23 protein-coding genes are annotated in these 20,763 nt (G+C 64.9%); 12 read left to right on the forward strand and 11 right to left on the reverse strand.

Translation table 11 applies throughout. The annotated features are described in order from the left end of the window. Positions 1 to 234 (forward strand): hypothetical protein (locus F7O44_RS29780; protein ID WP_222851689.1); only part of this gene is annotated, 234 nt, incomplete at its 5' end. Between the two features lie 17 nt (positions 235 to 251). Then, positions 252 to 1,238 carry an aldo/keto reductase gene (locus tag F7O44_RS25440; protein ID WP_162453138.1) on the forward strand — a complete coding sequence of 329 codons (987 nt, stop codon included), beginning with the start codon at positions 252 to 254 and terminating at the stop codon, positions 1,236 to 1,238. A gap of 89 nt (positions 1,239 to 1,327) precedes the next feature. Here F7O44_RS25440 and F7O44_RS25445 read toward each other — a convergent pair whose 3' ends face one another. The 3 genes from F7O44_RS25445 to F7O44_RS25455 form a co-directional block, all read right to left on the reverse strand. Next, positions 1,328 to 1,624, reverse strand: coding sequence for a hypothetical protein (locus F7O44_RS25445; protein ID WP_162453139.1), 297 nt, complete (start codon positions 1,622 to 1,624; stop codon positions 1,328 to 1,330). 124 nt (positions 1,625 to 1,748) lie between these two features. After that, positions 1,749 to 2,051 carry a hypothetical protein gene (locus F7O44_RS25450; protein WP_162453140.1) on the reverse strand — a complete coding sequence of 101 codons (303 nt, stop codon included), beginning with the start codon at positions 2,049 to 2,051 and terminating at the stop codon, positions 1,749 to 1,751. Between the two features lie 176 nt (positions 2,052 to 2,227). Continuing rightward, a complete protein-coding gene (locus F7O44_RS25455) occupies positions 2,228 to 2,509 on the reverse strand; it encodes a hypothetical protein (RefSeq protein WP_162453141.1) in 282 nt (93 codons plus the stop codon). 158 nt (positions 2,510 to 2,667) lie between these two features. On the opposite strand from F7O44_RS25455, the gene F7O44_RS25460 reads away from it, so the two are divergent. Continuing rightward, positions 2,668 to 3,276, forward strand: coding sequence for a TIGR04086 family membrane protein (locus tag F7O44_RS25460; protein WP_162453142.1), 609 nt, complete (start codon positions 2,668 to 2,670; stop codon positions 3,274 to 3,276). A gap of 74 nt (positions 3,277 to 3,350) precedes the next feature. Here F7O44_RS25460 and F7O44_RS25465 read toward each other — a convergent pair whose 3' ends face one another. Next, positions 3,351 to 3,644, reverse strand: a complete 294-nt coding sequence (locus F7O44_RS25465) for a WhiB family transcriptional regulator (RefSeq protein WP_162453143.1) — start codon at positions 3,642 to 3,644, stop codon at positions 3,351 to 3,353. A 219-nt stretch (positions 3,645 to 3,863) separates the two neighbouring features. Here F7O44_RS25465 and F7O44_RS25470 point away from each other — a divergent pair, with 219 nt between their 5' ends. Further along, on the forward strand, positions 3,864 to 6,293 hold the full coding sequence (locus F7O44_RS25470) for a transglycosylase domain-containing protein (RefSeq protein WP_162453144.1): 2,430 nt from the start codon (positions 3,864 to 3,866) through the stop codon (positions 6,291 to 6,293). A 189-nt stretch (positions 6,294 to 6,482) separates the two neighbouring features. On the opposite strand, the gene bagB is transcribed toward F7O44_RS25470, so the two are convergent. From bagB to F7O44_RS25490, 4 genes are all read right to left on the reverse strand, one after another. Further along, positions 6,483 to 7,622 (reverse strand): ArsA family ATPase, encoded by a 1,140-nt coding sequence (gene bagB / locus F7O44_RS25475; protein ID WP_162453145.1) that lies wholly within the window; start codon positions 7,620 to 7,622, stop codon positions 6,483 to 6,485. Next, positions 7,619 to 8,599, reverse strand: coding sequence for an ATPase BagA (gene bagA / locus F7O44_RS25480; RefSeq protein ID WP_162453146.1), 981 nt, complete (start codon positions 8,597 to 8,599; stop codon positions 7,619 to 7,621). Before bagA ends, bagB begins: the two co-directional genes overlap by 4 nt. 133 nt (positions 8,600 to 8,732) lie before the next feature. Next, positions 8,733 to 10,388: an ABC transporter permease gene (locus tag F7O44_RS25485; RefSeq protein ID WP_162453147.1), complete on the reverse strand. Its 1,656-nt coding sequence runs from the start codon at positions 10,386 to 10,388 to the stop codon at positions 8,733 to 8,735. After that, positions 10,388 to 11,326, reverse strand: coding sequence for an ABC transporter ATP-binding protein (locus tag F7O44_RS25490; RefSeq protein WP_162453148.1), 939 nt, complete (start codon positions 11,324 to 11,326; stop codon positions 10,388 to 10,390). The genes F7O44_RS25485 and F7O44_RS25490 overlap by 1 nt, the downstream gene beginning before the upstream one ends. Positions 11,327 to 11,540: 214 nt before the next feature. On the opposite strand from F7O44_RS25490, the gene F7O44_RS25495 reads away from it, so the two are divergent. Further along, positions 11,541 to 12,140 (forward strand): GbsR/MarR family transcriptional regulator, encoded by a 600-nt coding sequence (locus F7O44_RS25495; RefSeq protein ID WP_222851690.1) that lies wholly within the window; start codon positions 11,541 to 11,543, stop codon positions 12,138 to 12,140. A gap of 60 nt (positions 12,141 to 12,200) precedes the next feature. After that, positions 12,201 to 13,787: a cation:proton antiporter domain-containing protein gene (locus tag F7O44_RS25500; RefSeq protein ID WP_162453149.1), complete on the forward strand. Its 1,587-nt coding sequence runs from the start codon at positions 12,201 to 12,203 to the stop codon at positions 13,785 to 13,787. 1 nt (position 13,788) lies between these two features. Here the strand turns inward: F7O44_RS25500 and F7O44_RS25505 are convergent, their stop codons facing one another. Further along, the gene (locus tag F7O44_RS25505; RefSeq protein WP_162453150.1) at positions 13,789 to 14,673 is read right to left on the reverse strand and encodes a DMT family transporter; all 885 of its coding nucleotides are present in this window, start codon (positions 14,671 to 14,673) and stop codon (positions 13,789 to 13,791) included. A 104-nt stretch (positions 14,674 to 14,777) separates the two neighbouring features. Between F7O44_RS25505 and F7O44_RS25510 the strand changes: the two genes are divergently transcribed. Beyond that, positions 14,778 to 15,362 carry a GbsR/MarR family transcriptional regulator gene (locus F7O44_RS25510; RefSeq protein WP_162453151.1) on the forward strand — a complete coding sequence of 195 codons (585 nt, stop codon included), beginning with the start codon at positions 14,778 to 14,780 and terminating at the stop codon, positions 15,360 to 15,362. A 42-nt stretch (positions 15,363 to 15,404) separates the two neighbouring features. Here the strand turns inward: F7O44_RS25510 and F7O44_RS25515 are convergent, their stop codons facing one another. Next, positions 15,405 to 16,394: an alpha-ketoacid dehydrogenase subunit beta gene (locus F7O44_RS25515; RefSeq protein WP_187361635.1), complete on the reverse strand. Its 990-nt coding sequence runs from the start codon at positions 16,392 to 16,394 to the stop codon at positions 15,405 to 15,407. Continuing rightward, entirely contained in the window at positions 16,394 to 17,554 is a 1,161-nt protein-coding gene (locus F7O44_RS25520; protein WP_162453153.1) for a thiamine pyrophosphate-dependent dehydrogenase E1 component subunit alpha, read from the reverse strand. Before F7O44_RS25520 ends, F7O44_RS25515 begins: the two co-directional genes overlap by 1 nt. Positions 17,555 to 17,922: 368 nt before the next feature. Here F7O44_RS25520 and F7O44_RS25525 point away from each other — a divergent pair, with 368 nt between their 5' ends. The 5 genes from F7O44_RS25525 to F7O44_RS25545 all read left to right on the forward strand — a co-directional run bounded on the left by F7O44_RS25525 (position 17,923) and on the right by F7O44_RS25545 (position 20,727). After that, positions 17,923 to 18,459, forward strand: a complete 537-nt coding sequence (locus F7O44_RS25525; RefSeq protein ID WP_187361641.1) for a winged helix-turn-helix transcriptional regulator — start codon at positions 17,923 to 17,925, stop codon at positions 18,457 to 18,459. A gap of 85 nt (positions 18,460 to 18,544) precedes the next feature. Beyond that, positions 18,545 to 18,703 carry a Sp36 family protein gene (sp36, locus tag F7O44_RS25530; RefSeq protein ID WP_162453155.1) on the forward strand — a complete coding sequence of 53 codons (159 nt, stop codon included), beginning with the start codon at positions 18,545 to 18,547 and terminating at the stop codon, positions 18,701 to 18,703. A gap of 67 nt (positions 18,704 to 18,770) precedes the next feature. Beyond that, positions 18,771 to 19,229 carry a RidA family protein gene (locus F7O44_RS25535; protein WP_162453263.1) on the forward strand — a complete coding sequence of 153 codons (459 nt, stop codon included), beginning with the start codon at positions 18,771 to 18,773 and terminating at the stop codon, positions 19,227 to 19,229. Further along, entirely contained in the window at positions 19,226 to 19,954 is a 729-nt protein-coding gene (locus F7O44_RS25540) for an NUDIX hydrolase (RefSeq protein WP_187361636.1), read from the forward strand. The genes F7O44_RS25535 and F7O44_RS25540 overlap by 4 nt, the downstream gene beginning before the upstream one ends. Beyond that, complete coding sequence (locus F7O44_RS25545; RefSeq protein ID WP_222851692.1) at positions 19,951 to 20,727, forward strand: MBL fold metallo-hydrolase; 777 nt, start codon at positions 19,951 to 19,953, stop codon at positions 20,725 to 20,727. The genes F7O44_RS25540 and F7O44_RS25545 overlap by 4 nt, the downstream gene beginning before the upstream one ends. Positions 20,728 to 20,763: the final 36 nt, after the last annotated feature.

A 20,763-nucleotide genomic window follows, 5' to 3' on the forward strand; every position in this document is an offset into this window, starting at 1 on the left:
CCTGCCCGCGCACTGGCCATGGGCCGCACCATGGCGCACCCTCTACAACGCGGTTTTCGCCACCGGGCCACCAGCAGTGGCCTGAACCCGACCACCGCCCGCGAGGGCACGACCGGAGACCCCGAAAATGGAAAGGCTGGCAGGACCAGCAGCATCCTCCTGCCCTTCACCACACCAGCACCGATCAACCAAGATCACGATCAAGAAGTCCCTGGTTCCACGGATCCAGGCTAAGGCTCTAAGGTCGGAACGTGGACAAACGACTCTTGGGAAAGACAGGCCGAAAGATCGGCGTGGTCGGATTCGGCGCTTGGCAGATCGGCGGCAGCTGGGGTGAGGTCAGCCGGGAAGCGGCGTTGGAAACGCTCGATGCCGCGGTCGATGCAGGGGTGACGTTCATCGACACGGCGGATGTCTACGGCGATGGCCGGAGTGAACAGCTCGTCGGCGAGCTGCTCCGGCAACGCCCTCATGACCACTTGACCGTGGCGACGAAGATGGGACGGCGAGCGAACCCGCACGACGCCGGGGCCTACACGCTCGACGCCTTCCGGACATGGAACGACCGCAGCCGGGAGAATCTCGGAGTCGACACCATCGACCTGGTCCAGCTGCACTGCCCACCACCGGCGGTTTACCAGAGCGAGCAGGTCTTCGGGGCCCTGGACACGATGGTCGAAGAGCAACGTATCCGGGCCTACGGTGTGAGCGTCGAGACCTGTGAGGAAGCGCTCACCGCGTTGCGCCATCCGGGCCTCGCCACCATCCAGATCATCCTCAATTGCTTCCGCCAGAAACCTCTCGAGGCGGTCCTCCCGGCCGCAGCCGCGGCGGGGGTCGGAATCATCGCACGCGTTCCACTTGCCAGTGGACTGCTTTCCGGCAGGTACGACGAGTCCACCAGATTCGCGGCGGACGATCACCGCACCTTCAATCGCCACGGCGAGGCGTTCGACAAAGGCGAGACGTTCTCCGGAGTTCCATACGACATCGGCGTGGCCGCGGCACGCGACATCGCCGCTCTTACGCCCGAGGGCTACTCAACTGCACAATTGGCACTGCGCTGGATCATCGACCGCCCCGAAGTCTCTGTGGTTATCCCGGGGGCTAGGTCGCCAGAACAGGCGCGCGCGAACGCCGAGGCCGCGGAGCTCGCGCCGCTCGGCACCGAGACTACGGAAGCCATCCGCGAGATCTACGCGGACCGCATCCGCCCCCTCGTTCATCAACACTGGTGATGGCTGCGCGGCATCGGCTACCGGCGGACGGCTCGGGCACGGACTCACGGGCGGCATCCGCATCCCGGCGAGGCCCATAAGGTCCTCTACTAGCGTCCCGGGTCGTCGTGGATAACGTGACTGATCAGCTCGTCGAGCATCTGCTCGACCTCGACACCGGTCACGTCGGCGAGTGCTTGTGTGAGAGTGGCCGAAAGCCGGACCAGCTCATGAATGACGTCGACATCGTATTTTCCGGCGTCGTTGGTGAGCAGATCAACAGAGAGCCTGGCCGGCTCGTCCCGAATCGCCAGCCGCACCAGTGCCAGCGCCGACAGCTGCGCGGATGTGGCGTCAGTGCGACGTTCGGTACCGGGGTCGTCACCGGCGGGTTGTTGATTCGTCATAGGCCCCTACTCGCTCGCCCGGATTCGTCCGCTTCTGAACGAGACTGACCGGGCTGCGGCTCGACGCCGGCACTCGGCGGCACCCGCTCGCCATCAGGTCAGGCCCCCAGCAGCACCTGGACCATCAAGACTGTTCGTTCTCGTCGTCGTTCACCACCTCTCGCACCAGGCCGTCAAGCAACTCTTCTGGGCCGACGTCCAAGACGTCGGCCAAGGTGTAGGTGAGGTTGGCCGAGAGGTTCACGAGTTCCTGGACCACGCCGACGTCGATGGTGCCGTCTTCCTCGGTCAGCAGGTCGACAGACAGGCTGGCCGGCTCATCTCTGATGCACAGGCGCACGAGGGCCAACGCCGCCAGTTGAGTCGCCGTCGCGTCTGCCGACGGGTCGACACCGTGATCGTCGCCGGACGATTGATGATCGGTCATAGGTCCCCACTCGGCCGAGTACCTTCGAGTGTCCATCAAGAATGCCGGTTCACACCATGGGTTCGGTAGAGGAATCTCGACAGATGAATTGGTGGGGCCACCGAACGATCAGCTCACACGGGCGGGCGAGGTCCGCGGCGACGCACGCTCGGACCCTACCGCCGACGGCCGTCAACTCACGTCGGCAGCCGCCGGTAGACATCGTGTGGTTTCACCCAGACTCCGTTGGTCGCGTTGCGGATATCTCGAACCTCGACGTAAACATGGCTGGGATCCCAGCACCTGGCTACCCCCTCGACGAACTCTTCACCGTCTTGCTCCCAGACAATCCGCACTTGGACGGGGATCCCAGGCTCGTAATACCGATAGCCCTGCGGCTCGCGCGGCCAGTGGTGATTGAGCACTTCTTGACGGTTCAAGACATGCTCAGGCTGCTCACGTTCCTGCATCCCCCGCATGCGGCGAGATTAGAACATAAGTTCGCATGATCGCCACTCACCGGCGCTCGGGGTTTGACGCGGGACGCGCGGGGTACCGGGCACATCAGTGGTCAATCCCTACGAGGCTGCGACCACCATGGCCAACATGGGCGGTCTTGGCTAAAGGAGTGATTCAAATGGTGACTACACCAGAAAGGGTCACCGGAACCACGTTCATCCGCTGGGGCGCCGTGATCGCCGGAGCCGTGATCGGCTTCGCACTGATGGTGCTGCTCTCCGCCCTCTGGGTGGCATGGGGACAAGGCGCCGGGGTGAACGCGATCGCGGACAACCTGCACTGGTTCGCCTTCGCGTCCGCCGTGGCCGCGCTCTTCATAGCCGGCCTGATCGCCGGCGGGCTCTCGGGTATACCTGGGGCCGGAACAGGTCTGCTCCACGGCGTGACCGTATGGGGATCACTGCTGGTCGTGGTGACGGTGTTCCCGCTGCCGCAGGCACTTCAGCTGTTTGAGACGTTCACCACGCCACTGCCGGAACTCGGCGCAGGCACCTTGTGGGCGACGTTCTGGTCATTGCTGATCGGCCTCGTCGCGGCCGCACTGGGCGGCATCGTCGGCGGCGGGATCGCCCGAGCCGCCGAACCGGCCGCACACCGTCCGGGCACCGCATATTCCACCAGGGATCATACGGCGCCGGATTACGCCGGGCCGGAGGAAGCGGCCCCCACAGAGGGACGGACCGGACCGGACGCCCCCCGAGAAAGAAGGGACCAACGGACCGAATAGGTAGGCAGTGCGTGCTGGACAGCACACACAGGCTGTCCAGCACGCCGCCTTATGAGAAACTCTGAAATTTCCCGTCAGCCAGCTTCACGCATGTTTTGATAATTATCCCGTGCCGCATCCAACAGCGCGTGCCATGACGTGACGTTGGGCCGCCGACGCAACAGGGCACGCCGCTCCCGCTCCGTCATGCCACCCCAGATACCGAACTCTGTCCGGTTGTCCAGCGCATCCGCCAGGCACTCCGTACGCACCGGACACCCGAAGCAGACCGCCTTTGCTCGGTTCTGCGCCGCGCCCGGAACGAACAACGCGTCCGGCTCAGTGCTTTGGCAGGCCGCTTCCGTCAGCCAATCTTTGACAAGTGTCATGTCTAAACCACCCCCGTGACCTGGACAAGTTTCCAGCTCGCTGCCCCTGTAACTCTTCACTTGTGACGATATGCAAAGATCATAGTCACAGGCTAGACCTGATCGCACGGAATAGGATCGTCCACTCGCCCCATTGCAACGATCTTCGAGATGTGGTAGCTGTGCGCGCCTGTGCGCGGGAAGTTTGCCTTGTCGATCAGAGTCGCTACTCTGCTTTGTATGGCGTTCAGACCGTCGGCCATTGCTTCCGGCATCCGCAGAATCTTCCTTGTCATCGGTGTCAGTGCCCTCTGCGGCATCTTGATAGCCGGCCTAGCGCTGCCCGTCATGGGCGCATTGGGGCTGGGGGCCCGCGAGAGCGCCGATTGGTTCCGCAACATGGACCTCGAGTTCGAGGCCGGCCAGCTCGCGGAGACCTCCCGCATCCGCGACGCCGACGGCCGCAGGCTCGCGACATTCTTCGAAGAGAATCGGAGGTACGTCGAACTCGACGACATCTCCGACAACATGATCGACGCCATCCTCGCCATCGAAGACGACCGCTTCTTCGAGCGAGGGCCGATCGATTTCCAGGGCACGCTACGCGCGGCGGTCCGCAACGTCGAGGCAGGCTCCACACAGGGTGGTGGCTCCACCCTGACCCAGCAGTACGTCAAGCAGGTCCGTCTCTTGCAGGCAGAGACCGAGGAAGAACGGCTGGACGTGCTGGCCAGCCAAGGCATCGAAGGCTACCGCCGTAAGCTCGAAGAGCTCCGGATGGCCATCAACGTGGAGCAAGAGTTCACCAAGGAAGAAATCCTCGAACGCTACTTGAACATCGCCTACTTCGGCTCCCGCGCCTACGGCGTCGAAACAGCCGCCCGGACATACTTCTCCACCAGCGCCAGCGACCTCACGGTGGAGCAGGCGGCCACCCTGGCCGGCCTGGTCCAGAGCCCCAACCAGTACGCGCCCACGGAGAACCCGGAAGCCGCCCTCGGGCGCCGCAACGTCGTCCTGGGCCGCATGGCCGAGACCGGGCGGATCAGCGAGGCCGAGGCCGCCGAGGCACGCCAGACCGAACTCGAACTCGATCCCACCAGGGTCTCCAACGGCTGTGTCAACGCATGGGCGGGCTATTTCTGCGACTACGTGGTCAACGAAATTCGCACCATGGAAGAACTCGGTGAAACTCCCGCGGAGCGGGAGGATGCACTCCGGACCGGCGGGCTGACCATCGAAACCACTCTGGACCGCGACGCCCAGCGCGCGGCGGATGAGGCCGTCTCGGACTGGGTGGCCGCGACCGATGAGGCCGTAGCCTCACTCGCGTCGGTAGAACCTGGCACCGGCCACATCAAGGCGTTGTCCAACTCTCGGGAGTACGGCGTCGAGGGCGAAGGCGTCAGCAACGTGAACTTCGCGGTCGACCGCGACATGGGCGGCAGCGTAGGTATGCAGCCTGGTTCGGCGTACAAGACCTTCTTCCTCGCCGCCGCCATCAACCAGGACATCAGCCTCGACACGTCGTTCGACTCTCCGGGCCGGTTAGAGTTGCCGGTCAACAGTTTCACGAACTGCGACGGCCAGATCAGGAGCACCGAGACCTGGCCACCGCGAAACTCGACTGGCAACGGCCGGTTCAACCTCGCCACTGCCACGGAGCGCTCGGTCAACACGTACTACGCACAACTGGCTCAGCAAACCGGCCTGTGTGAACCACTGACCTTGGCCGAAGAGATGGGCGCCGGGCGCGCCGACGGCAACGACCTCCTCCCCTACCCGGCGTCCGTCCTGGGTGCGAATGAGGTCTCGCCGCTGGGCATGGCCGAGGCCTACGCCACCTTCGCCAACCGCGGCGTGCACTGCGAGTCCACCGCCATTCTCACCATCAAGGACCGCAACGGCGACGTCATCGTGGACAACATCGAGCCCAACTGCGAACGCGTTCTGGAAGAGCCCGTCGCCGACACGGTCAACATGGTCCTCGAAGGCGTCGTGCACAACTCTGGAGCCACCGGTAACCGCATGCAGCTCGAAGGCGGCCGTAGGTCGGCGGGCAAGACGGGAACCACGAACGACTCCATCGCCGTGTGGTGGGTCGGCTACGTACCGCAGCTCTCCACGGCCGTAGCGGTCGGCGACGTCGACGGCGATCCGAACAACGCCAGCCAGTTGCGCAGTCTGCGCGGCATGACGTTCAACGGGCAACGCATCGACCCCTGTGGTGGCTGCATCCCCGGGCCCATCTGGAAGCAGATGATGGACAAGACCCTCGAAGGTCAGTCCAACCAGTCCTTCGAGGAGCCCGACGGCTCGGTCATCCAGGGCATCAGCACTACAGTTCCCGACGTGCGGGGCATGGATTCCGACGAAGCGATCGAGACCCTGGAAGATGCGGGTTTTACCGCGGCCGTGACGAGCCGGATAGATTCAGACTTACCCGAGGGCCGGGTCGTCCGTAGCGATCCCGGCGCCGGTTCGGAAGCACCGTCCGGCATCAACATCCGATTATTCGTCAGCAATGGCAACCCGCCCGGGAACAACGATGACGACGAGGACGAGCGGGAGTTCCGCATCCCCGAGAACGACCCACCGTCCCCGCCGCCACCGCCGCCGGACAATAACGACGATGATGATGATGACGACGACGACGGCTGGCGCGACTAAGAGGTCGCGCGAATAGGGGCGGCTGATAGTGAGCGGGGTCTGGCGCCTGGATGGCAAGGCCGACGAGGAAGACGCACTGGGTTTGTGCGTCGACTGAGGAGAACGCCGCCAGCCAGGATGCCAGGGCACGCGAACCAGCCGATCCCTATTCGCGCGACCTCTAAGAGCCACCGGCACTAAGTGGGCCGTTTACTCGCTGAGCAGGCGGCCCACTTCGCGCAGGCCATCGAGGTCGTGGATCTCCGTGGCCAGCGCCGGCACACGGGTGACTTGGACGTCTGGATGAGCGGCGGTGAATCTCTCGCCCATCCGCTGATCGCGGCTCGCGGCCGCCAGCCGATCGGCGTGTAGCCGCAGCAACGCAGCGGTGAGCTGATGTTCGCCCAGTTCCTCCAGCCGTTCGGCGCCGGCGATGGCTTGCTTTTCGCTGACCCCACCCGGGCCGTCGATGTGGATCCGGTTCAGCACCAGCCCGGCCAGCGGCATCGCGTCCTCGGACAGCCGGTCGATGAAGTACGACGCCTCGCGCAAGGCATCCGGCTCCGGCGCCGCGACGACGACGAACGCCGTCTCCGGGCGCTGTAACAAGGCGTAGGTCTGCTCAGCACGCTCCCTGAAGCCACCGAACATGGTGTCCAGCGCATTGACGAATGTCTGCACATCGCGTAACAGGTCGCCACCCAGCACCTTGGTCATGGCACCGGTGACGACGTTGAATCCAGCCTGGAAGAAGGCTCGATAGGCTCGTCCGCCGGCCCGCACCGGGCCGCCAAGGAGGCGAATCAGGCGGCCGTCCAGAAACGAGCCCAGCCGTTCCGGCGCGTCGAGAAAGTCGAGGGCAGAGCGCGAAGGTGGCGTGTCCACCACGATCAGGTCCCACTGGCCGCGCTGGCGCAACTGACCCAGCTTCTCCATGGCCATGTACTCCTGGGTACCCGCGAAGGACGACGACAGCGCCTGGTAGAAGGGGTTGGCCAGGATCTGGCGAGCACGCTCCGGTGGCGCGTGTGACTCCACGACCTCGTCGAAGGTGCGCTTCATGTCGAGCATCATCGCGTCAAGCCGGCCGCCCTCGTCCAGGTGAACATCCGGCACCGCACGCGGCGTGTTGTCCAGCTCAGTGAGTCCCATCGATTGCGCCAGCCGACGGGCCGGGTCAATGGTCAAGACCACCGTCTTCCGGCCGCGCTCGGCGGCTCGAAGCCCTAACGCGGCCGCCGTCGTCGTCTTGCCGACGCCTCCGGATCCACAACACACGATCACGTGCCTGCGTGGGTCGTCGAGAAGATGATCGACGTCCAGGCGAGGGCTTCGCCGCGCGGCGCTCATGCCGCCCCCTGTTCCTGCAGGATCTCGGCCAGCTCGTAGACGGCGGTCGGATCGATGCCATCAGGTAGGTGAGGGAGGTCGTACATCGGGCGCTCAAGTGTGCTCAGGTCGACTCGGGCGTCGTCTTCGAGATCAAGACGAGCGGCGTGATCCGCCGCTTCCGCGGCCAGGCGATCCAGAGTCGCTGGGGTGTGTGGCACGGCGGCCGCCTGGAGTCCCGCGACAATGGCCTCGCGGTCGAGCTCGCGTTGCTTCGCCAGTATCCGTTCCTCCCCATTCAGGTGAGGTTTGCGGACCTGGTTGACTATCACGGCGCCGACTGGAATCTCGGTCTCCCCCAGCTCGGTGACGGTGTCGACGGCCTCCTGAACCGGCATGTCTTCGAGAAGGGTCACCACGTGCACGGCGGTTCGAGGGCTGTGCAGCAGCTTCGTGATCGACGTCGCCTGCCGGTGGACCGGCCCAACGCGCGCGAGAGACGACACCGACGCGTTGACGTCGAGAAAACGCGTGACCCGGCCGGTGGGGGGCGCATCGAGGATCACTGCGTCGTACACGTACGCACCACCGCTGGTCTGTCGCCTGGTCGACTCGTAGGTCTTGCCGGTGAGGAGGACGTCTCGCAGCCCGGGTGCGATGGTCGTGGCGAATTCGACGAATCCCACCCGGTCGAGAGCCCGCGCCGCCCGGCCCAGCTTGTAGAACAGGGTGAGGTACTCGTGCATCGCCTCGCGGGCGTCAATGGCAAGGCCATACACCTCGCCCCCGCCGGGTGCCGACGCGATGCGACGTTCGGTGTAGTCGAGAGGACCCACATCGAAGAGGTGGGCCAGGCCCTGCCGGCCCTCGACCTCGGCCAGCAACACCTTGTGCCCGTTGGCCGCCAGGGCCAGAGCGAGCGCGGCCGAGACCGTCGTCTTTCCGACGCCGCCCTTCCCGGTGACGACGTGCAGCCGTACGCCTTCCCAGTCACTCATAGATGCCCAAGCCTATGCTGCGACCTGCTGGGACTATCAAGCAATGTGGCCGATGACATGATCAGGTGTCACGACGCGGGGCGGGCGTCAAGCCGCGACGACCGCCCCGCGCTGCTGGAGCACCTGAGAACGCCTACTTCGTTTCCAGATCCCGGCGACGGAAGCCGTACAGCCCGAACGCGTACAGCCCAGCCGCGACCGCGGTGAGGATCAACAACGGGACTATGTCGAAGTCGGCAGAGGGCACCTGCGGCACGTGCCCGAACGGGGTGAGATTTCTGGTCCACTCCGGCACCTGAAGGATGTTTCCCAAGTAGACGACCACAAAGCTATACACCACGATGAGCCAGGTCAGCATCGTTGCTCGCGGCACCCAAGCCATCAGGGCAACCGCCACACCGGCGGTAACCCAAAGCGCCGGAACGTAGACGAGCGAGCCGGCCAATAGGTCGCCGAACACGGCGTTCTCCCCTGCCGCTGCCACACCGGCGCCGGCGAAGCCGATGCCAACGAGCAACAGCATGGCCAGGCCACCGATGCTCGCGATCGCCAAGTGGCTGCTGAGCCACTTGGACCGGGATACGGCCGTGGACAACAGGGGTTCAGCGCGACCACTCGTCTCCTCGGAACGTGGCCGCTGCATGGCGAGCACGACGTAAATCGAGCTGATAATCGCCATGATGGCCAGGACCTGTGCGCTGAAAGCCTCCAACGCGGTCCCGCCAAGGCCTTCAGTGAGCTCTGCGAACGCTGTGACGTCTTCCAGCAAGCTCTCCACGTCACCGAGGATTGACCCGTACGAAGCACCCAGCAGCATCACCCCGATGCCGAAGCCGATCAACAAGCCGCGATGCAACCGCACCGCGAAGCCGAGCGGCGTGGTGAGCGAATCCGACGCGGTTGGCTTGCCCAGGCGCGCGGCCCGTAGGCCGGCTCCGACGTCTCGTTTTATCGACAGGTAGTAGCCGATGGCAGCGAACGCGACGGCTGCCACGACCGCGATCAGCAACGGCCACCAACGGTTGTCGACATAGACCCTGGTCTCCTGCGCCCAACCGATCGGCGAGAGCCAGTTCAGCGCGTTCTCACCGGCGTCTCCCATGGCCCGGAGCACATATGCGACGCCGAGCGCCGAGAATCCCCAGCCAGCGGCGCCACGGGAGTATCCGGTGATCTGAATCGCGATGGCGGCGATACCGGCGAACGCGAGGCCGACAACGATGTGCCCGGTTCCGTACAGCCATGATCCGGCCCAATCGACCGTCGGAACGTCCATGGCTCCGAGCCCCACCGCCATCAACAGGCCGACCGCCACATTGGCGAAGCCGACTATGATCAGTGCCGAAGTCAAATAGGCGTGCCGCCCAACCACCGAGGCACGGACCAGTTCGGCGCGGTTGGCCTCTTCCTCGGCGCGAGTGTGCCGGACCATGGTCAGGATGCTCATGATCGCCACCGCGATGAGAGTGAACCAGAACATCTGCTGGCCCATCATCGAGCCGTAGCTGGTGCCTTCCACCCCGGCGTGGTTGACGCCGACCATGGCGATCATGGCCGGGCTGTCAAGAGTCTGCGCGATTTCGAGCAGCTCTTCGCGGTCGCCGTAGTTCTCTTCCCAGGTCGCATTGATCAGCAGCGTCATCAGGACGATGCCGCCGGCCCAGAGCGACAGCCGAACTCGATCCCGGCGGAGGCCAAACCGTACAAGTGTGCCGGTTCCGGCCAGCGTGTTCTGCCGCCCGGGTTCGGTCCGGTGCCGAGCCGGCGGGGCAGTGATTGCCGTGGCCATCAGGACTCCTCTGCGCCGCGCCCGTTGGCGTGCGCACCCGCGCCATTGCTTTGAAGGTCATCGCCGTAATGGCGCAGCATCAGCTCTTCGAGTGTCGGCGGGTGGCTGGTGAGACTGCGGATGCCGAGCTGACTCAACTGCTTGACGGCGCCGTCGAGGTGTTCGCCGTCGACCGCGAAGCGCACTCGGCCGTCGTCGTGTTCGAAATCGTGGATGCCGGGAAGCTCGGTCAGACCTGCGGGTGGCTGCGCTGTGACAGCCTCGACAGTAGTGCGAGTCAGGTGCCGCATCTCGGCCAGCGTGCCGGACTGCACCACCTCTCCCAGGCGGATGATGCTGATCTTGTCGCAGAGCTTCTCGACCTGGGCGAGGATGTGGCTGGAGAGCAAGACGGTCTTGCCCTCGTGTTTGGCCTGGTTGATGAAGTCCTGGAAGACGGTCTCCATCAACGGGTCCAGGCCAGCCGTGGGCTCATCCAAGATCAGCAGCTCAACGTCGGACGCAAGGGCGGCAATGATCGCCACTTTCTGCCGGTTTCCCTTGGAGTACGTACGTCCCTTTTTGGTCGGATCCAGATCGAAGCGCTCGATCAGCTCCTCACGGCGGGCCTGGTTCAATCCGCCACGCAGCCGTGCCAGTAGGTCGATGGCTTCCCCACCGGTCAGGTTGGGCCAGAGTTCGACGTCACCCGGCACATACGCCAGCCGCCTGTGCAGCTCCACCGCGTCGTTCCACGGGTCGCCCCCTAGCAACACCGCCCGACCGGAGTCCGCTCGCAGCAGCCCCAGCAACACCCGGATGGTGGTGGACTTCCCGGCCCCGTTGGGCCCCAGAAAGCCATGCACTTCGCCCGTCTCCACCTGCAGGTTCAGCCCGTTCAAGGCACGTGTCTGGCCAAAGGTCTTGACCACGCCAGTCACATCGATCGCTGTTGTCATGGCGATCACTTTACACATGCTTCACACTTTTGTGAAAGCTATGAATGGCGCTATTCTCGGCTCCTGAGACAATGGTCAGAAGTACGAGCCGGATAGCCACGAGGCCGGGACGTGGGCACCACCGTGAATCGCTTCCCTAGATCCACTGCAGCACGGAACACACGCTCCTGGCTACAAGATTGAACAGAGTCACGTCACATTGGGGGATTCGAGTTTGTCGACGACGCCAGACGACGCGGATGCCGGGCTCCTGCAGCAGGCCCAGCGCGACGAAGAAGCGCATCAGCAGAACGTCCTCAAGTTCGTGGAGCAGTTCGCCATGCTCCTCTCGGAGGCCGGTCTCCCTCGCATGTCGGCACGTGTCTTCGCGTATGTTCTGGCCGACGACGCCGAGATCTACACCGCACGCGAACTCTCAGAGGGACTACGGGTCAGCCCGGCCGCGGTGTCGGGAGCAGTTCGCCAGCTAGTTCAAGCCGGCCTGCTCGCCAAGGAGCGAGCGCCAGGTTCTCGCGTGGACCACTACCGGGTCTACGACGACGACATCTGGAGTTCCATCATGGCTCAGCGCCGGCCATTCATCGTCCGGACCTTGGAAGTGCTGTCGGAAGGCCTCGAGGTGATCGGCACCGAGCGCCCAGGTGGCCGCCGCATCCGCGAGACCATCGAGTTCTACCGCTTCATCGAAGAGCACATGTGGGCTGCCATGGCTGAATGGCAGAAGCATCGCCGGCACGCGGCGGACAGGGCGTTCACGGGCGGCAGCAGCGATCCAGGGAACCCGCCACATAAACCGGACACATCAGAAAAGTAATCTCGAAACTCCCGCCCCAGCCCCGGGGCACCCCGACGGCCCTCCTGGAAAGCGAACGACGTGGAACCTGCCTACCTTCTGGTGCCATTCCTTGGCGGCCTGGCCGCCATGGCCATCAGGCTTCCGCCCCTGGTCGGATTCCTCGGCGCAGGGTTCGCGCTCAACGCCATGGGATACGAAATCACCCCTGAGCTGAGCACCATCGCCGATCTCGGCGTCACGCTATTGCTTTTCACCATCGGCCTGAAACTCAACATCCGCACTCTCCTTCGAGGTGAGGTCTGGGGCGGGGCCACCATTCACATGCTGGCGTCCACTGGATTCCTGGTCGCCTTCTTGGCACTGCTGAAGTTCGCCGGGTTGTCCATGCTGCACGAAGCCGGCTGGACCACATTCGCCCTACTGGCATTCGCACTGTCTTTCTCGAGCACCGTCTTCGCTGTCAAGATCCTGGAGGAACGTAGCGAGACCCGATCCCTGTACGGACGGTTGGCGATCGGCGTGCTGATCATGCAGGACATTTTCGCCGTCGTCTTCCTCACGGCGTCGACGGGCGACCTCCCCAGTCCGTGGGCAGCCGGCCTTCTCCTGCTGATCCCGGCGGCACCGTTGCTCCGCAACCTGCTCGTCCGCGTCGGGCACGGCGAGATGCAGATCTTGTTCGGAGTGGTGCTCGCACTTGTCGTCGGTTACGCCCTGTTCGAACAAGTAGGAATCAAGGGTGACCTCGGAGCATTGATCGTGGGGATGCTGCTGGCGCCACATCCGGCCGCAAACGGGCTCTCCAAGGCCTTGTTCAATCTGAAAGAACTGTTCCTGGTCGGATTCTTCGTCTCGATCGGCTTGACAGCCCTGCCCACCTGGGAAACCGTCGGAGTCGCTCTGCTCCTCGTGGTTGTGCTGCCTTTGAAGAGTGCCCTGTTCATGGTGATCTTCTCCGGCTTCAAGTTGCGGCATCGCACATCGTTCTTGGCCTCGCTCAGTCTGAGCAACTTCTCCGAGTTCGGCCTGATCGTGGCGGTGCTTGCCGCAAGCCAGGGGTGGCTCGATGACGAATGGCTCGTCACGCTCTCTCTGACCGTGGCGCTCAGCTTCGCCCTCGCGGCATTACTCAACGCACGCAGCAGTCCGCTCCTCCGGCGGGCGCAGCGACACCTGCCCGATCAAGACCTGACCAAGCTGCATCCTGCGGACCGGCCCATCGACCTGGGCGATGCCGGAGCGGTGGTGTTGGGTATGGGACGCGTTGGGCGTGGCGCCTACGACCGCCTGTCGCAGGCCTACGGCATGCGGGTACTTGGCGTCGAGGCGGACGAGACCAAAGTCGCTCAGCTTCGAGCCAAGGGTTACACCGTCGTAGAAGGAGATGCGGCAGACCCGGACTTCTGGGAACGGCTTGAGTTGTCCGACCGCGTCGAACACGTCATCTTGGCCATGCCGCATCACGCGGGCAACGTCTTCGCCTTGGATCAACTTCAGGGAAGCTCGTTTCAGGGGCGCATTGCTGCCGTCGTCAAGCATCTCGATGAGATCGAGCCACTTCGCCGACAGGGTGCCCAAGCCGTGTTCAACCTGTACGACGAGGCCGGCTCGGCAGTCGCCGACAGCGCGATGAAGGCCGACGACACCGAACCACCACGGAGCTGACTCAACTCGCGATCAGCATCTTGTCCGGAACCCGTGGAGCCACGATGAACCGGTTGCGAGCCAACAGCATGACGCCGGAGGCGGCGACGACGGCCGCCAGCCCCGCCAAGACCGCGCCGCCGGCCCCCGCCACGAACCGCTCGCCCAGCAGCTGCAGCCCGATGGTCGCCGCAACGATCGGGTTGACGATCGTCAGCGTCGCCAGCGGGGCGCCTACTCCCGCGCGGTAGGCCGCCTGCGCCAGCAGCAGGCCACCGAAAGCCAGACCGACCATGATGGCCGAGGCCGGAGCGATCGCTTCAGTCCAGCCATGGTCGGACATCCGGACAGTGACAGTCCTGGCCATCGCCGACGCCACGCCGAACGCGACACCGGCAGCCGCGGCGTGCACCAGGCTGCGGGTCACCAGCCGCTTGGCGCCCATCGCGGCCACGACCAAACCAGCCATGATGCCGACCGCCACCACCGTGAGCGCCCGGACCTCCGACGAGCTCAATGCGATCCTTGGGCCCTCGGCCGTCGTCAGATGCAGCAGCAGGCCCAGACCTGCCATGGTCAGGGCCACGCCGAGCCATTCGGCCCGCACCACCCGCCGCCCGGCCAGCGCAGCTGAAAGGGTCAACGCCAGGACGAGGGTCAACGCGCCCAATGGCTGCACCACCGTCAGCGGCCCGAAATGTAGCGCGACGATGTGCAGTGACGAGGCGATACCGGTCAGAACGACCGCCCACCACCATCGAGCCCGCCGCAACAGCCTCAATGTACCTAACCGGCGAGCAGGCGAAGCGCTGTGCGCACCGGCGATCCGCTCCTGGAACACCGCCGCCGAGGCGTGGAACGTGGCAGCGGCGATCGACAACGTCACCGCAATGCCCCAAGCGTTCACGCAGAGATCCTTGCACTAATCCGTGATGGGGCAACAACCCCCTGCCATGCTTGAGCATGATACGCGAGATTCACAAATTCATGAATTCTGAATATCGTGAATGTATGGCGCAAGACGAACACTCCGCAACCGCGAGCCGCGCCCACCGTCACTCCCAGGACGCGCAGAACTCCGGGCCGGCCACTGCCCACGAGACGGACGAAGCGTGGTGGCGGGTCGTGGACCGCCTCGCACTCGTCTTCTCCGACGGCGGTCTCAGCCGGATGCCCGCCCGGGTCTTCGCCTTCGTGCTGGTCGACGACGATGAACGCTACACCGCACGCCAGCTGGCGGATGGTCTGCAGGTGAGTCCGGCGGCCATATCCGGTGCACTCCAGAGCCTCGTCAGCGTCGGCCTGCTGGCTCGAGAACGTGAGCCCGGCAGCCGCGCCGACGTGTACCGCGTGTACGACGGCGATGTCTGGGCACGGATCATGCAGCAACGGGAGCCGGTAACTGCGCGATACGAGTCGGTCCTGCGCGAAGGCGCGGCCGCCCTGGCACCAGGCCAAGGCGCCCGCCGGCTCCACGAAAGCGCCGAGTACATGAGTTTCATGCACCAGACCATCCGCCAGGCCGTCATGCAGTGGCACGAGTACCGGCGGCAACTGAACCTCGACCCGCCGGCCGGCAGCCGCCACCCCTCGTAGCCAGGCGCCGTCATTGCCTCAAGCACCAAGACCCCGCGGGTTCTAAGCGCTCTTCGACTGGTCCTCCCACTCGAGCCGGTCCACCGCGTCGAGAATGCGGTCCACGCCGGGCAGGTAATGATGCTCGTACAGCGGCGGCGGGTACGGCACGTCGAAGCCGGTGACCCGCAGAACCGGCGCGTCGAGGGAATAGAAGCAACGCTCCTGGATACGGGCGACGAGTTCGGCACCGATTCCGGCGAAGCCGTTGGCCTCGGTGACCACCACACAACGTCCGGTCCGGGTGACGGAGCCGACGATCGTGGCATCGTCCAAGGGAACCAGCGTACGCAGATCGACTACTTCGATGTCCAAGCCTTGCTCGGTGGCCGCCTCCGCGGCTTCCAGTGCCGTAGGAACGGTCGTGCCATACGCGATAAGGGTGATGTCGGACCCGGTCCGCCGGATCGACGCCTGACCGAAACCGGCGGTGCGAACCGGCATACTGGCTTCGGACTTGGTCCAGTACAACTTCTTCGGCTCCATGAACACGACCGGGTCGGGATCGTCGATCGCCTCACGCAGCAGCGAGTACGCATCCTCCACCGTCGCCGGCGTGACCACTTTGAGCCCGGGTATGTGCGCGTAGTGGCTCTCCGACGAGTCGGAGTGATGCTCCACTCCGCCGATCCCGCCTCCGTAGGGAATCCGGATCACCATGGGCACATGAACCGCGCCGCGAGTCCGGTTCCGGATCTTCGCCACATGCGAGGCGAGCTGTTCGAACGCGGGATAGGCGAAGGCGTCGAACTGCATCTCGATCACCGGCCGGAACCCCTGCATCGCCATGCCGACCGCGAAGCCGGCGATACCGCTCTCCGCCAGGGGTGTGTCGAAACAGCGGTCCTCGCCGAATTCCTCAGCCAACCCGGCCGTGACAGTGAAGACACCGCCGAGTGTGCCGACGTCTTCTCCGAATACGACGACAGAGCTGTCGGCTTGCATCGCATCGCGCATCGCGGCATTCAGCGCCTGAGCCATCGAGATCGCCATCACGCCTCCTGCGCCAGTTCGGCTTCCAGCTGAGAACGTTGTTCACGCAATTGTGGAGTCGGCTCGGCGAACACGTAATCGAAGATCTCCAGCGGATGCACCTCCGGGTTGGCGTTCAGCTGTGGCCGCATTCCCGTCGCGAAGTCTTCCGCGGCGTCATTAGCCGCCTTGATGTCGCTGTCGGTCAGAACACCGGCGGCCGAGAGGTAGGCCTCGAGCCGAGTCATCGGATCGCGCTCGATCCATTCCTCGGCCTCCGAGGCGTCCCGGTAGCGGCCGACCGGGTCGGCGTTGGTATGCGCGTCCATCCGGTACGTGTGGGCTTCGACCAAGACCGGTCCGCGGCCGGTCCGGGCGAACGCCACGGCGTCCGAGAGGACCGACACCACGGCCACGGCGTCGTTGCCGTCCACCTGCTCACTCCGGATCCCGTAGCCGACCCCCTTGTGAGCCAACGAGGGCGCGGCCGACTGCCGCGACAACGGCACCGAGATCGCATACCTGTTGTTCTGCACCAGGAACACCACCGGCGCGTTGAAGACCGCGGCGAAGTTCAATGCTTCGTGGAAATCTCCCTCACTGGTTCCGCCGTCGCCGACATAAACCATCGCGACAAGGTCCTCGCCCCGGCGTCGTGCCGCGTATGCCAGCCCAACAGCGTGTGGCATGTGGGTTGCCAGCGGGGTGCACTGCGGTGCCGTTCGAGTAGCCATCGGGTCATAGCCGCAATGCCAATCTCCGCGAAGCAACCCCAGAGCCTCAACCGGGTCGATTCCCCGGGAAATCAGCGCCACCGTGTCCCGATAGGTGGGGAAGAGCCAATCCCGCTCGTCGAGCACAACCACGCCACCGACCTGGCAAGCTTCCTGCCCGCGTGATGATGGATAAACGGCCAGCCGGCCCATCTTCGTCAATGCGGTCGCTTCGGTATTGAACCGGCGCCCCACCACCATGGCCCGATAGGCCGACAACAAGAGCTTTTCCGACGGGAATTCGTACCCGTTGCGTTCAGCCCGCGGCGCCAGCTCGCCATCCGGGGTCACAAATCGCACCGGCGAATCCGACGGCAGGTGCTGAACCTCGTTCTTGGTGGCAGCTTCCAGACCCGCATCCGGATGCGGTGCCCCAGAGCCCCTGCCGGGTGCACTCCTCTCAGACATCGCGTGCCCCCTGTACCGTCCCGGTTTCCGCCTTGAGGAACTGCGCCAAAACCATCGGCATCACCCGCTCACCCTCACCCTTTCCACAACGACAATAGTCCGGACGTTTCCCTCGGCGCGATCAGCTCACGATCGCCCTCTGGAAACACCCGGACGCGACCGAGCGGCCGGAGGTCCGGACCAGCACACTGAGAAATCGCGCGAACTTCACATCTTTTCCAGTCCGCTGGTCTTGACTTCAAATCCTGCGCTCGATGGGATGGTCTTCTCCACATTCGCGGCAATTCGATGACAGTCGGCTGAGGAGACGGGGCATGGGCGACAGAACATCTCAGCGTGAAGCACATCACACATGGCGAACCGGCCAAATGTCTCCCAGTGCGCTCGACGATATCGACCGGTCGATCTTGACCGAGCTACAGAAAGACGGGCGGCTCTCCATCCGCACGTTGGCCGAACGCGTACACGTTTCCCGTGCGAACGCCTACGCCCGCATCAATCGGCTGCTATCCGACGGTGTCATCACCGGCTTCACCGCCGAGATCGATGCCGAACGCGCCGGCCTCGGCACCAGCGCGTACGTGCTGCTGTCGATACAGCAGAACACCTGGCGCGACGTCGCCGCAGCCCTGAGCGCATTGCCCTATATCGAGCATTTCGCGCTCGTCGGCGGAGATTTCGACGTGCTCACGCTAGTCCGGGCACCCAACAACGCCGAGTTGCGGCACGTCGTCTTCGAGCGGATCCAAGAGGTGCCCGGTGTCCGCAGCACTCGCACCTGGTTGATCTTCGACGAACAGGATGGGCAGGGCATGGTGTGGACCCGTCGATCAGGTGCGAGCGCGGAAGCACCGCGCGATCAGCGTTCGGCGAGTGCGGGCGCGCGAACCGACCGGCGCTCCTGAACCCGCACCGACAGCGAAACCGGCCAGATCGAGCGGATGCGCGGCGGAGAAGACGCACCGCCCGTGCCGCCAGTAGGCTCACGCCATGACGAAATGGGAATACGCAACAGCACCGATCCTTGTCCACGCAACCAAGCAGATCCTCGACAACTGGGGCGAAGACGGCTGGGAACTGGTCCAGATCGTCCCGGGCATGAATCCGGAGAATCTGGTGGCGTACTTCAAGCGCGAGAAGCCAGAGTGATCCAACCGGTGCAGAACACGAGGATCAGGAGGCCTATGTGAACGACGACCCAACCAACATCCAGCCGATGAGCCCCGAGCAGAAGCTCGCCCAGCTGGGTTTGGATGTCCCGGTGGTGGCCGCCCCGGTGGCCTCCTATGTCCCGGCGGTTCGCACCGGCAGCTACATCTACACGTCCGGGCAGTTACCGCTCCGAGATGGCGACCTCATGCGTACTGGCAAGGTCGGCGCCGAAGTCAGTCCGGAAGAAGCACATGAGTGCGCACAGCAGTGCGCACTCAACGCGCTGGCGGCAGTGCGTGCCGAGGCCGGTGAGCTGTCCGCGATCACCCGGGTGGTGAAGGTGGTCGGCTTCGTCGCCTCGGCTGCCGGTTTCACCGCCCAGCCCCAAGTGATCAACGGAGCCAGCGAGCTGTTGGGCAAGGTGTTCGGCGACGCGGGTCAGCACGCACGAAGCGCCGTGGGCGTGGCGGTGCTGCCGCTCGACGCTCCGGTCGAGATCGAAATGATCGTCGAGGTCCGTTGATACCTGCCCAACGGCTACCGGCCGGAGCCGCTGCCGAGGCCCGCGCATTCGCGGCGGGCAGCCACCATGTGGCTCCGGCCCGGCCGGCGTCCACCGTCGTTCTTGTACGCGACGGTGACGCCGGAATCGAGGTCTACGTGCACCAGCGGCATCCGGGTATGGCCTTCGCCGGGGGTATGGTCGCCTTTCCCGGCGGCAGCGTCGATCCGGCGGACCTGGAGCCCACCGGTGCGGTTGACGCCCGCATATGGGCGCAACGGCTCGGAACCACCGAGACCGCCGCGCTCGGGTTCGTGCGCGCAGCTCTGCGCGAAACCGAGGAAGAGACCGGCCTCCGGCTCGACGCCGCCGACCTCGTGCCCTGGGCGCACTGGATCACTCCGCGGTTCCAGCCGCGGCGCTTCGACACCTGGTTCTTTCTCGCCCGCGTGCCCGCTGAACAACAACCGCAGGATGTCTCCGGCGAAGCCACGGCGGTTGCCTGGGTCGCCGCCCGCACCGCGATCGACAAGGCGGCGACCGACGAGTGGACCATGCTGCCACCCACGCGGGCCATTTTCGAAGAGCTGTCGGCTTTCGCCTCGGTCGATGACCTGCCGACGGACGAACGAGCCATCGAGGCAATCACACCCGGCTGGCTCGACCTCGGCGATTCCGTGATCGCCTTGCTACCGGACGACCCCCGTTATCCCGGTGACGACCCCGGGGAAAGCGAGCGACCGTGAGCACCGCTGACCGAGCGCTCCTGCCGGATTGGTGCCAGCTGGTGCAGGCGGCCAACCCAGGTCCCATGACACTCGACGGCACCAACACCTACGTCCTGACCACCGAAGCGGGCAATGTGGTCGTCGACCCGGGCCCGCTGATCGAGGACCACCTGTGCGCGGTGAGCGGACTCGGACCCGTCCTGTTCACGCTGCTCACCCACCACCATCTCGACCACACCGAAGGCGCGGCCTGGTTCCACGAAATCACCGGCGCGCCCGTGCTGGCTCAGGACCCGCGGCTTTGCATCGATGCTCACCCGCTGACCGAAGACGGCGGCGTGCTGGAGGCACCCGGGCTCGAACTACGGGTGCTGCACACTCCTGGGCACACGGCCGACTCGATCTGCGTGGAGGTGCGGCGCGAGCAGTGGCGAGGTCTACTCAGCGGTGACACCGTGCTCGGCCGGGGCACCACAGTGGTTGCGCATCCCGACGGGCAGCTCGGCGCCTATCTCGCCTCTCTCGAAAAGCTGCGCACCCGCTTGGACGACAGCTACCTGCTGCTTCCAGCACACGGTCCAGTTCGTACCAACGCGGCGGCCGTCGTCGGCGAGTACATCGCCCACCGGCAGGCCCGCCTCGACGAGGTGCGGGCAGCACTCGCTGCCGGAGCAGCCTCGGCACGCGACGTCGTCGAGATCGTCTACACCGACATCGACCGCTCGCTCCTGCCCGCCGCCGAGCGCACCGTCGCCGCCGCCCTCGACTACCTCACCGGGACCGAAGACTGATGTGAAGGCGTGGTGTCATCGCCGGCCCAGTCTGCT

Origin of the sequence: Phytoactinopolyspora mesophila, from assembly GCF_010122465.1 — a bacterium.
Taxonomy (GTDB): Bacteria; Actinomycetota; Actinomycetes; order Jiangellales; family Jiangellaceae; genus Phytoactinopolyspora; species Phytoactinopolyspora mesophila.

What these genes read in the sequence shown, in the direction of transcription:
- F7O44_RS25445 (WP_162453139.1), bottom strand. Translation starts at nt 1,624, where the DNA reads ATGACGAATCAACAACCCGCCGGTGACGACCCCGGTACCGAACGTCGC.
- F7O44_RS25450 (WP_162453140.1), bottom strand. Translation starts at nt 2,051, where the DNA reads ATGACCGATCATCAATCGTCCGGCGACGATCACGGTGTCGACCCGTCG.
- F7O44_RS25455 (WP_162453141.1), bottom strand. Translation starts at nt 2,509, where the DNA reads ATGCGGGGGATGCAGGAACGTGAGCAGCCTGAGCATGTCTTGAACCGT.
- F7O44_RS25460 (WP_162453142.1), top strand. Translation starts at nt 2,668, where the DNA reads ATGGTGACTACACCAGAAAGGGTCACCGGAACCACGTTCATCCGCTGG.
- F7O44_RS25465 (WP_162453143.1), bottom strand. Translation starts at nt 3,644, where the DNA reads ATGACACTTGTCAAAGATTGGCTGACGGAAGCGGCCTGCCAAAGCACT.
- F7O44_RS25470 (WP_162453144.1), top strand. Translation starts at nt 3,864, where the DNA reads ATGGCGTTCAGACCGTCGGCCATTGCTTCCGGCATCCGCAGAATCTTC.
- bagB (WP_162453145.1), bottom strand. Translation starts at nt 7,622, where the DNA reads ATGAGCGCCGCGCGGCGAAGCCCTCGCCTGGACGTCGATCATCTTCTC.
- bagA (WP_162453146.1), bottom strand. Translation starts at nt 8,599, where the DNA reads ATGAGTGACTGGGAAGGCGTACGGCTGCACGTCGTCACCGGGAAGGGC.
- F7O44_RS25485 (WP_162453147.1), bottom strand. Translation starts at nt 10,388, where the DNA reads ATGGCCACGGCAATCACTGCCCCGCCGGCTCGGCACCGGACCGAACCC.
- F7O44_RS25490 (WP_162453148.1), bottom strand. Translation starts at nt 11,326, where the DNA reads ATGACAACAGCGATCGATGTGACTGGCGTGGTCAAGACCTTTGGCCAG.
- F7O44_RS25510 (WP_162453151.1), top strand. Translation starts at nt 14,778, where the DNA reads ATGGCGCAAGACGAACACTCCGCAACCGCGAGCCGCGCCCACCGTCAC.
- F7O44_RS25515 (WP_187361635.1), bottom strand. Translation starts at nt 16,394, where the DNA reads ATGGCGATCTCGATGGCTCAGGCGCTGAATGCCGCGATGCGCGATGCG.
- F7O44_RS25520 (WP_162453153.1), bottom strand. Translation starts at nt 17,554, where the DNA reads ATGTCTGAGAGGAGTGCACCCGGCAGGGGCTCTGGGGCACCGCATCCG.
- F7O44_RS25525 (WP_187361641.1), top strand. Translation starts at nt 17,923, where the DNA reads ATGTCTCCCAGTGCGCTCGACGATATCGACCGGTCGATCTTGACCGAG.
- sp36 (WP_162453155.1), top strand. Translation starts at nt 18,545, where the DNA reads ATGACGAAATGGGAATACGCAACAGCACCGATCCTTGTCCACGCAACC.
- F7O44_RS25535 (WP_162453263.1), top strand. Translation starts at nt 18,771, where the DNA reads ATGAGCCCCGAGCAGAAGCTCGCCCAGCTGGGTTTGGATGTCCCGGTG.